The sequence below is a fragment of the Desulfonatronospira sp. MSAO_Bac3 genome (genome assembly GCF_003838035.1).
Classification (GTDB): domain Bacteria; phylum Desulfobacterota; class Desulfovibrionia; order Desulfovibrionales; family Desulfonatronovibrionaceae; genus Desulfonatronospira; species Desulfonatronospira thiodismutans.
Window position 1 is genome coordinate 1 of record NZ_QYZY01000343.1, and the last position, 10,573, is coordinate 10,573.

The 10,573-nt window shown below is 51.5% G+C and carries 10 protein-coding genes; 4 read left to right on the forward strand and 6 right to left on the reverse strand.

The annotated features are described in order from the left end of the window. Positions 1-1,221: CCA tRNA nucleotidyltransferase (locus tag D5S03_RS12035; protein WP_502697122.1), on the forward strand; the 1,221-nt coding region annotated here is incomplete at its 5' end. 27 nt (positions 1,222-1,248) lie between these two features. Here D5S03_RS12035 and D5S03_RS12040 read toward each other — a convergent pair. Further along, positions 1,249-2,889: a glutamate synthase-related protein gene (locus D5S03_RS12040; protein WP_008868862.1), complete on the reverse strand. Its 1,641-nt coding sequence runs from the start codon at positions 2,887-2,889 to the stop codon at positions 1,249-1,251. 495 nt (positions 2,890-3,384) lie between these two features. Between D5S03_RS12040 and D5S03_RS12045 the strand changes: the two genes are divergently transcribed. After that, a complete protein-coding gene (locus D5S03_RS12045) occupies positions 3,385-3,738 on the forward strand; it encodes a hypothetical protein (protein ID WP_144311425.1) in 354 nt (117 codons plus the stop codon). 56 nt (positions 3,739-3,794) lie between these two features. Here D5S03_RS12045 and tgt read toward each other — a convergent pair whose 3' ends face one another. From tgt to xseB, 4 genes are read right to left on the reverse strand one after another with little or no spacing between them, the layout of a single operon-like run. After that, positions 3,795-4,919 (reverse strand): tRNA guanosine(34) transglycosylase Tgt, encoded by a 1,125-nt coding sequence (gene tgt, locus D5S03_RS12050; protein WP_008868864.1) that lies wholly within the window; start codon positions 4,917-4,919, stop codon positions 3,795-3,797. Positions 4,920-4,932: 13 nt separating this feature from the next. Then, a complete protein-coding gene (nth, locus tag D5S03_RS12055; protein ID WP_008868865.1) occupies positions 4,933-5,574 on the reverse strand; it encodes an endonuclease III in 642 nt (213 codons plus the stop codon). A 16-nt stretch (positions 5,575-5,590) separates the two neighbouring features. Then, complete coding sequence (locus tag D5S03_RS12060) at positions 5,591-6,511, reverse strand: polyprenyl synthetase family protein (RefSeq protein ID WP_287044199.1); 921 nt, start codon at positions 6,509-6,511, stop codon at positions 5,591-5,593. Next, positions 6,471-6,698, reverse strand: a complete 228-nt coding sequence (gene xseB / locus D5S03_RS12065; RefSeq protein ID WP_008868867.1) for an exodeoxyribonuclease VII small subunit — start codon at positions 6,696-6,698, stop codon at positions 6,471-6,473. The genes D5S03_RS12060 and xseB overlap by 41 nt, the downstream gene beginning before the upstream one ends. A 204-nt stretch (positions 6,699-6,902) precedes the next feature. Between xseB and D5S03_RS12070 the strand changes: the two genes are divergently transcribed. Further along, entirely contained in the window at positions 6,903-8,312 is a 1,410-nt protein-coding gene (locus tag D5S03_RS12070) for a tetratricopeptide repeat protein (protein WP_244156296.1), read from the forward strand. Positions 8,313-8,410: 98 nt separating this feature from the next. On the opposite strand, the gene larC is transcribed toward D5S03_RS12070, so the two are convergent. Further along, the gene (gene larC, locus D5S03_RS12075) at positions 8,411-9,574 is read right to left on the reverse strand and encodes a nickel pincer cofactor biosynthesis protein LarC (RefSeq protein ID WP_008868869.1); all 1,164 of its coding nucleotides are present in this window, start codon (positions 9,572-9,574) and stop codon (positions 8,411-8,413) included. Between the two features lie 57 nt (positions 9,575-9,631). On the opposite strand from larC, the gene D5S03_RS12080 reads away from it, so the two are divergent. Beyond that, positions 9,632-10,063, forward strand: coding sequence for a PspC domain-containing protein (locus D5S03_RS12080; RefSeq protein ID WP_008868870.1), 432 nt, complete (start codon positions 9,632-9,634; stop codon positions 10,061-10,063). Positions 10,064-10,573 lie beyond the last annotated feature (510 nt).

The following is a 10,573-nucleotide window of genomic DNA, read 5'->3' on the forward strand; positions in this document are numbered from 1 at the left end:
GGATTCGTGCGCGACATTCTCCTGGGCAGGTCAAATCTGGACGTAGACCTGGTGGTTGAAGGGGATGGAATAAAATTCGCCAGAGCCCTGGCCGAAAAACTGGATGCCCGGGTAAGAGAGCACCAGAAATTCAGAACGGCAGTGATTATCTGCGCTGACGGCCGGAAAATTGACGTAGCCACCGCCAGGCTGGAATATTACGAGCATCCGGCGGCCCTGCCCATGGTGGAACTGTCCTCCATCAAAATGGACCTGTACCGTCGTGATTTCAGCATAAACGCCCTGGCCGTACACTTAAACCCCCAGAATATGGGCAGGCTGGTTGATTTTTTCGGCGGACAGAGGGATTTAAAAGACAAGGTCATCCGGGTGCTGCATTCTCTCAGCTTTGTGGAGGATCCCACCAGGATTGTCAGGGCTATCCGCTTCGAACAACGATTCGGCTTCAGAATCGGGGCCCAGACGGAAAAACTTATTAAAAACGCCCTGGAGTTGAACATATTCCATCAGCTTTCCGGGAGCAGGATTTTCCACGAACTGCAGATGATTTTTGAAGAGGACACCCCCCTGCCCTGCCTCATCAGGATGGAAAATTACGGGCTTTTGAAGCATATCCACCCCATGCTCAAGCTCAGTTCCAATGTAAAGAACATCCTGACCGAGACGGAAAAAGTCATAAACTGGTTCCAGCTTCTTTACCTGGAGGAAAAGATTGACAAGTGGATTCTTTATATGCTCGGCCTGTTGAATCATATAAATGAGGTCCAGGCCGGCATCATCATGCAGCGCTTCAATTTTTCCCAGAAAAAAACCAGGCATATCTTTTCCCTGCGCTCCCAGATAAACAGTGCCATGAGCAGTATTTCCGCCTGGCATCAGGACCAGGGCAAGCTGAGTTCGCTTTATTTTATATTAAACCCCCTGCCCCTGGAAGGGCTTCTTTTCCTCATGGCCAGAGTGCAAAAGGAGGAATTGCGCAAATACGTATCCCATTACATTACCCATCTGCGGGACATCCAGCCCCAGATCTCAGGCAGGGATCTAAAAAAAATGGGGCTTACCCCCGGTCCGGAATTCGGCCGCATCCTGAAGGAACTTAAAGCGGCACAGATTGACGGGGTGGCATGCGACAGGCAGGAACAAAAGGAATGGGTAAGACAGAAAATAGCTGAACAGTCTCTTCAAGGAGGCAAGGAAAAAAGGGCATCCGGGAAGAATTGACTCCCGGATGCCCCTCTACCTGGTCCCTCAGGAATTGAGGATTTCTTTGGCTGTGTTGTCCTGGGCCTCGGTAATAAACGGCAGCCCGGTTTCCATGGCTGTCTCCCGGTTGCCCGCGGCCAGGTCGCCGCGGTCGATTTCTGACAGGGCGAATTTCCTGGAGCCGGCCATAAACTGCTGCAGCCCTGCCTTGAGCTTGTCCGCCATGGTCCAGAAGGCGATGGCTCCAAAGGGTATATCTGCCATTTCATCCTTGCCTACCTTCTTCTGGACATCATAGTAGCCAGCAAAAACCTCCTCCGGAGAAGATCCGAAATCGGAAACGGTCTTGGGAAGCTTATCCCAGTTCCCACCGATTTTTTCTTTTTTCTCCGGCTGGAGTACTCCCTGGATGTTGCTTCCCAGGAATCCGGATATCATAAGAGCCCTGCCCATGCACACCAGCTTGCTGTAAGGGGCGCCCAGGGCTATGGCTTTGAAAATATGGTCCTCCTGGGCAAAACCTCCGGCAAAGGACATGTCCGGGACGTTCTCCCCTTTTTCGTCCAGGATCCGGGCATATTCGTAGGCCTTGGAATGCAGAAGTATGGACGGGACTCCCCAGGACTGCATCATATGCCAGGGGCTCATACCGGTTCCCCCGCCGGCTCCGTCGATGGTCAGCAGGTCGATGTTGTTTTCCCCGGCCAGTTTGATGGCCATGGCCAGGGCCTCCATACCGTAGGCCCCGGTTTTCAGAGTGATGCCTCTGATTCCCAGTCCACGCAGGTACTCTACGGTGGCCTTGAAGTTGCTGCGGATGTCTTCATATTTTTCAAAATCGGTAAATCCCAGGCGGCTGTGCCGGGCAAATGCCTTGATGGAGCCTCTCTTGAATGCTTCCTGCACTTCGCTCAGTTCCGGGTCTGGATCCACCACGTAACCTCTTTTCTTGAGAAAAAGGGCCTGTTCCAGACTGAAGACCTCGATTTCTCCACCGATATCCTTGGCCCCCTGCCCCCACTTGAGCTCTATCAGGACTTTGTCTCCACCGTATTTTTCGGCCACATAGTCAGCCACACGGTTGCGGCCGTCCTCAACATTCAACTGGACCAGCACAGCCCCATGGCCGTCAAAATAACGCATGTAGGTCTGTATTCGACGATCCAGTTCAGGGGCGTCCACAATACGCCCGTTTTTCATCCTGGAATTGCGGTCCACTCCTACCACATTTTCCCCGATGACAATGGGGACACCTACCAGGGAGCAGCCCACTGCAAAGGAGTCCCAGTAGGTTTCCGCAATCTTGGTGGACCCCAGGGCTCCGGTCATGATGGGCATTCTGGCCTGGATTTTCTTTGTTCTGCCAAATGAAGTGCTTACGTCTGCACCGGGAAAAGTGCAATTATCCGGATCATTGCTTACGCCCTGAGGAAGACCGCTTGATCCGTAGTTGTATCCCTGGATGCGCAGGGAATTGTAAGATACCCCCACGTGAGTGGTGTTGTCCGCTCCGGCGGTTACTTTTCCATAATCCCTGGGATAGAGCACTTCCCGGCCCTTGAGGCTGGCAAGCCAGGTTTCGCATTTTCCTGCACAGTCCGCCCTGCAGAGTGTACACAGCCCGGACTCGGCTGGACTGCCCCGGTTGACAGTACCCAAAACGTCATTTGACTTGGAAGCTTTCACTATAACAACCCTCCTTGAATTTTTTCATCTTAAATGTGAGGTAGCATTGGATAACAGAGTTTACGTATGAATTCAGCCTGCACTGCAGGCACAAAGCTCTGCTCCGGCCCGACGAGACAGTCCTTTATCAAAGGGGGCGAGATTACTCAATGGCCAAAACCAAATTTATAGTTACATTTTTGTAAAACTATTTTTATGTCAGAGACGTATGCAGCAAAATAAACTGGCTCAACCAGTCCTTCCTGATCAGAAAAACATGTCTGAGGACCGGGGGGCACTTCAAATCCCCCTTTTCAGCGCTGCAGGGCTTGCATTTTTTGCCGCATTGAATAGGATGCTTTTTTCACGCACAAATCTTTACAAGGTTCTCTCAGGCAAAATCAATATTAAACACTTAAACAATTCACAATGGTTTTAACTTTACTCAAGATTTCACGGGAAGCCGTTCAACCTGTTTTTGATGCGGATGAGATGAGGTTCTGCTGGAAGGTGAACATGCAGCAGTATCTGGATGGGCAGGGAAGACTGGACCCTTTTCTGCCCAGGTCTTCATTTATCATGGCCGATTATTTCGGCAGGATTGTCTGGGTGGCCACAAGGGATGCCACTTTCGGGCCGGTATTCACAGAAATAGGCTGCCGCAGAAGACCGCACAGGTATCCATGCAGGGGGAGACTGGAGATAATCTACGTGGACTACCTCTGTAACGGGCAGATTTACTGGCGTTGCTCCTCCTGCAGCGACAAGGGGATAATAATCGGATGGGAGGGCTCGTGCTGGGACATGATGGCCAGGGAGCCCGGGCATGTGCTTTCCAGGGCCGAGGAGAAACCCGGGCGGGATTTCTGACCCGGCAAGACATCTTATATAGATGCTTGCAATAAATTGCAGGCGACCCCGCAAAATCACCCCTCCTGCTCTTTTTCCACATTTCTGTACCTTGAAATCAACTGTGCAAACCTCTTTTCCTGTATAGCCGACCTTGCCTTCCGAGCCAGGTTTATGAAAAAACGCAGATTGTGTATGGTATTGAGTCTGAAGGACAGGAGTTCCCCGGCCATGTACAGGTGCCTCAGGTAAGCCCTGGAAAAATTCATACAGGTATAACAGTCGCATCCGGGGTCCAGGGCTGTTTCATCGTTTCGATACCTGGCCTGCTTAATGTTTACTTTTCCAGATGATGTGAAAAGAGTTCCGTTGCGGGCATTTCTGGTGGGCAGGACGCAATCGAACATATCCAGGCCGGCGTTGATGCCTTCCAGGATGTCCAGAGGCTTGCCCACTCCCATGAGGTACCTGGGTCTGTCCCTTGGAAGCAAAGGGGCTGTAAAATATACAGTATCCAGCATCTCCTGCTTGGTTTCCCCTACGCTGACCCCGCCTATGGCGTATCCGTCCATGGGAATCTCGCAGGTCCGGGCAGCGCTTTCCCGGCGCAGGTCCATAAAAAAACCGCCCTGCACTATTGCAAACATTAATTGCTTCCCGGTTTCTCCGGAATAAAAATCCCGGCTTTTCCAGGCCCACTGGACTGTCCGGTGCATGGAATTTCTGGTATATTCCAGGTCTGCACCGTAGGGAACGCATTCGTCCAGGACCATCATTATGTCCGAGCCGATATTCTTTTGTATCCTGATGACCTTTTCCGGAGTAAAAAAATGCCTGGAGCCGTCCAGGTGGGATTTAAACTCCACCCCTTCAGGCGTAATTTTTCTAAGATCCGACAGGCTGAAAACCTGAAAACCTCCCGAATCAGTAAGGATGGGGCCTTTCCAGTTCATGAAGCGGTGCAGCCCGCCCATTTGAGCAAGAAGTTCATCACCGGGGCGCAAATACAGGTGGTAGGTATTGCCCAGAATCATCCCGGCCCCCATATTGTCCAGGTCCATGGGACAGAGACTCTTTACACTTCCCTGGGTACCCACGGGCATAAAAACAGGCGTAGGCACTTCTCCGTGCAGGGTCTGCAGACATCCGCACCTGGCCTGACCATCGGTATGCTCCAGCCTGAAACGGCCGATACTGTTCATGCAGCACACTCCATTATATGGAAATAAATTTCGGGCAGATCTCAAAAAGCGGGCATTCGCCGCACAGTGGCTTCCTTGCCCGGCATGTTTCCCGGCCCAGAAGCACCAGCATGTGATTTAGATCCCCCCAGTCATCCTGCTCAAATTGAGACATGAGATCCTTTTCAATTTTTCCGGGATCCTGTGACCGGGTCAACCCCAGGCGGCGGGCTGTCCTTTTTACGTGGGTGTCCACGGCCACTCCGGCATTAATGCCGTATGCACCGTAAAGGACTATATTGGCGGTTTTGCTGGCCACTCCGGGCAGGCTCATAAGATCTTCCATGTCCGCCGGAACCCGGCCCTGGAATCTTCTATTTATGATTTCGCCTGCCTGTATAATGTTTCTGGACTTGGTCCGGAAGAAGCCTGCCGGCCTGATTACCTCCTGGACCTCCTGCGGGTCGGCCATGGAAAGGGACTTTGGGTCAGGCCATCTGGAAAAAAGCCCGGGAGTGATTTTGTTCACCTGGACATCGGTACACTGGGCGGACAGGATGGTGGCCACCAGAAGTTCCCAGGGACTTTGCCATTTAAGGGCGGTTGCCGGGGCCGGGTAACTTTTCCTGAGCCTTTTAACCACTTCCCGGGGCAAAAAAATTCTGGTTTTTTTCATGGGGACCGACCAGGGTTCAACTTGCCCTGTCCACAATATACTGGGCCAGTCTGTATAGAAAGTCCCTGCCCTGCCCCTGGTAATCCCTCAGGCACGTCTTTGCCTCGTCAGCTGCTGTCTGGGCCAGTTCCCGGCTTTTTTCCAGCCCCAGAAACCTGGGGTAGGTGGATTTATTTACCGACTCGTCGCTTCCCACAGGTTTGCCCAGGGATTTTTCATCGCCTGTCACATCCAGGATATCATCTACGATCTGAAAGGCCAGGCCGATGTTGCTGCCATAATTGTATGCGTTCAAGGTGTCCCTTCCATTTTCGGGATCTGAACCGGCAAGTATGGCTCCGCTGCAGCATGCAGCTCTCAGCAGAGCCCCGGTCTTCATGGCATGCATGCCCTTTAGATCCACGAGCTCCATGCTTTCCCGGCCGGTGGCGCGCATGTCAATGCACTGCCCCCCTACCATGCCGGCGGGACCGGCCGCCTGGGCCACAGTGCCGGCGGCAGCCAGGACGTTTTCCGCCGGGAACGAGGTCTTGAGCATCATGGCGAAGGCCTGGGTCAAAAGGCCGTCCCCGGCCAGAATGGCCAGGGCTTCGCCGAATTTCTTGTGGCTGGTGGGTTTGCCCCGCCTCAGGTCGTCATTGTCCATTGCCGGCAGGTCATCGTGTACCAGGGAGTAGGTGTGGATCATCTCCAGACCAGATGCAAAGGGCAGTATATCTTTTGTGCATGCCCCGGTCATCTCTCCCCAGGCCAGGCATAGAACAGGTCTGACCCTTTTTCCCCCGGCCATGAGGCTGTACTCCATGGCTTGCTGCAGTTCACCGGGAACCCCTTCAAACTGCAGACAGCTTTCAAGGTAATCTTCTATCTCCTTTGCCCTGGAGGCCAGTTCCTGTTTAAACTCCCTGTTCATCATTTCCTCTCGGTGTCTGCGCATCCTCGGCTAAAACAGTGATCTCGTGCCGGGCTTTTTCCAGTTGTTCCCGGCATGTCCTGGTTATTTCCATACCCTCTTTGAAAAGCTGCACGCCTTTTTCCAGGGGCAGGTCCTTTTTTTCCAGCTCCTGTACAATCTTTTGCAGCCTCTGCATCTTTTTGTCGAAGTCTCCCTGCTTAGCGGGCATATAAATATCCTGGTGTTCAGTTGAAGTTTGACAACCTTACAAGACAACAAGTCCAGACGCGCACAGCCGGCATCAGGAGCCTCCTGAGCGGTTAGGCGGTTTAAATGCAGGCCTTAACGTGTCTTAAGGGTTTGACACCCCATCCCTCTTTAATTATGACCCATGAAACCAAACATACTTGGTAAGTATGCATTTGCAGGCCGCATGCCACGGCATAAGGACTGCCGCACCAGCATCTCTGCATTTGCAGCAAGGGTAAACAGCATGGATGAAAACAAAAAAAAGCTCACTATTTACGAAAAAATTGTCAAGTTTTTTCTTACGGACGGAAAGGGCTGTATCATAGCCGTAAGCCAGGACTCCCTGCTTATCAAGGCTGTCAAAGCCATGTACAAGGCCCTGGGAATCGACGCCAACTCTTTTTTCCACAAACAGAACCTGGAAAAAGCCGGGGCTGACGCCAAGTCATTGTTGACACGCTTCAACCAGGTGGTTTTCTTAGTGGAATCTTCAACAGACGGTGCCAGCAATGTTTTAAATATCAAAAATTTCAAGAACATACTGGGGCACAAGTGCAAGGTCATTGTCATGACCTCCGAGACTGATCGCAGCAATATCATTCAAATGTACGAAATGGGCGCGGACAACGTCATAGTCAAACCCGTATCCGTCAATTCTTTGATACAGAAAATAGCTCTGACTCTCAATCCCAACAATGAACTGGCCCAAAAGGTGGACGAGGCCAAAGCCCTGCTTATGGAAAATCATCTGGACCAGGCGGAGAATGTGGTCCAGGAAATCATAAATCAAAAGCCCGACAGCGCTATAGCCTATATCCTCAAAGGAGACATAGCCAAGAAAAGAAAGAATTTTGAGGCCGCGGAGAAATTTTACATCCAGGCTTCGGGTACCAGCAAGATGTACCTGGAACCCCTGAAAAAACTCGCCCGGCTTTACTCGGAAATGAACAACCTGGAGAAAAAGCTGGAGTACCTGAAAAAGCTGGACAAGCTTTCTCCCCTGAATCATGAACGTAAAATAGATCTTGGTGATACTTACCTGCGTATGGACAACGAAGAAGAAGCAAAGGCCAATTTCGACCAGGCCATAAGGCAGGTACAGAAGCAGGCCAGAGACTTGATCAGCTCCACCATCATGCAGATCGCAAGGAAAGTCCGGGATGAACGCCCGGACCTGAGTTCCCAGTACGTGGCCAAGGCCATAGAACACAAGGGCAGCGCCCTGAGCAGAGAAGACATATGGATGTTCAACGAGATCGGGATAAGCCTCAGGCAGCAGGGCAAATGGGAGGAAGCTATTGGATACTACAGTCAGGGCCTCAAGATTGCACCCATGGACGGTGGTCTGTATTACAATGTAGGCATGGCCTATGCCCAGGGCAAACAGTACTACAAGGCCCTGGAAAACTTCCAGAAGGCTGTGGAAGTCAGCCCGGAGTTAGTGGACCAGTATTCCAGCGTTGCGTTTAATATGGCCAAGGTTTACCAGGCACTGAACAGACCCGGCGATGCGGTGAAGTATCTTAAAAAAGCACTGGAAGTGGACCCGGAAAACCAGAGTGCACAAAACCTTCTGGCAAAGCTGACCAGCTGAAACTCTTTGTTTTTACTGACCTCTGACTTCTGCCACGCGTCCTGCCACGCGCCTCGCGTGGTCAGCGTGGTCAGCGTGACAAAACTGACTTTTTGCAGTCACATCTTTTCAGCATCCCCTTCTCCTGAAAGCCGGATCTGTACCACTGACTCTTTGCATTTGTCTGCCAGGCCTGAAAGATCATTCATTTCCGGTCGCACATAAGTCCTGCCGTCAAAAAATACTTCCTTGGCCTGGATACTCTGGTTTTTAATCTTAACTTGTGTGCTTCTTCGCGGCAGAAAAATGCGCTCCTGCAGCTGGACCCTCAGCCCCAGGGTGAGCGAATGCCTGAAAAAAGCTTCCTGAATACTTTTTAACTCATGAGGTCTGCACATGACCTGCACCTGGCATCCGGGACGGTTTTTTTTCATTGTCCCGGGCAGGTGGATCACATCCAGAGCTCCGGCCTGCATTATATTTTCCAGTAAAAACCCCAGTTCTTCTCCTGTAAGATGGTCTATGTTTGTGGTAAGCACCCAGACTTTATCCTGGCCGTATTTATCAGGGTTTTCCTCCATCTCTGCCAGGAAGATACGCAGACCGTTGAAACCCGCCTGTTTTTCACCGAAGCCTGTGCCTGACTTTTTAAGTATTCCCGGAAAACCTGTAGTGTATTCCTGCACCAGTTGATCCAGAATCAAGGCACCGGTGGGGGTAATAATTTCCCAGTCATACCCGGAGGGCTTTATCTTCTTGTTCTCAAGGAGCACAGCCGTAGCCGGAGCAGGCAGGGGTAGCTCCCCGTGAGCGGTCTGAACCTTTCCACTGAACCAGGGAACGGACGAAGCCCACACGCGACTGACACCCAGGCTTTCCAGCCCCCAGAAAGCCCCGACAATATCCATGAGAGTGTCCAGGGCCCCTACTTCGTGAAAATGTACCTTATCCACATCCATGCCGTGTACAAAGGCTTCCACCCGGGCAAGGCGCTCAAAGGCATGCCTTGAACCTGATTTTACAGACTCTGAAACAGGCAGTCTCTCCAGCAGGTCATGAATATCGCGCATAAGTCTCAATGGCTGGTCTGACTCCCAGCTGAAATCAGCCCTTTTGCCTGTGATACCGTTTCTGGAGTCTCCGGCGAATTTCATCTTGACTCCCAGTTCCAGGCTGTTAAAGGCTTCTTCAAGAGGGGTGAAATCCACCCCAAGGTCTGAAAGAGCCGAGACAAACATATCTCCGCTGATTCCGCACTCCAGGTCCAGGTAAAGTAAAGACATGGCCTCTCCGTGATTTGAATTGACTGTTGACGATAAGCAGCTTGCTGAATTTAAAAGATGATAACGATACAAAAAAATTTACAAGACGCCCTTCTGGCAGGTGTGCTGGCAGGACTGGCTCATCACTGGCAAGTCAGCAGGTCCCTGTTGCGCATCCTGTTTTTCCTGGCGTTTGTTTTATTGAATTTTATGCCCTTTATGGGCTTGTGGGCCTCCATGGCTCCGGTGCTTCTGTATGTTCTTTTGTGGCTGGCCATGCCTGAGCCATCCGGTGAGCTTACTGAAAAGGAGCAGGAAGAAAAAGCCGCCAGGACCAAAACATTTTACAATTACACCATGCTCGGGGTTGTGCTCAACCTGGCTCCTTTTCTGTTTCTGGCCCTTTTCAACCCGGACCAGCTGTTCATTTTGCTTCTGAGCGTACCTGCGCTTTTTCTCCTTTTGCCTGCCACACTTTTTATCATAACCGGGATAATAAAGGCATCATAGGCCTGTCTGCTGAAGAGGCATGCCCGGTCAACAGGTGAGCGGTCAAAACTGACCGTTGAACGGCTGACTGCATGGAGTGTGCATTGCCGCTCTTTTCAGGCATCCTTACATCCCTTTTAACTCCGTTTATCTAAAACAGGATGCAGGTCAAAATACTGTCTGTATTGTTCATAACATATCAGGCACGCAAACCCTGGTGAACAGCAGCACTTTTGACGCAACCCGGAGGGAAAAACGTGCCGCATTAAAACCAGCTCAATCAATCAAAAGTTGTTCCGGCAATGGGTTGATCGTAACCATTCAGAGTGTCCTGGGTATTGATTGCTGGCACAAGGCCTGGGGACTGTCCCTCGCTGTGTTGGTCTGTGCAGGATCACGGTATTTTGCGCTTGTAATTCTGGTGATTGTGAAGGCAAGGTGTCGCGGGGACTGTCACCCTGGCCGGTAACTGCCCCCTGAATGGTTACGATCAAAGCCGGTCCCGGTCCTTGATTCGGGATCCGGGTTGAC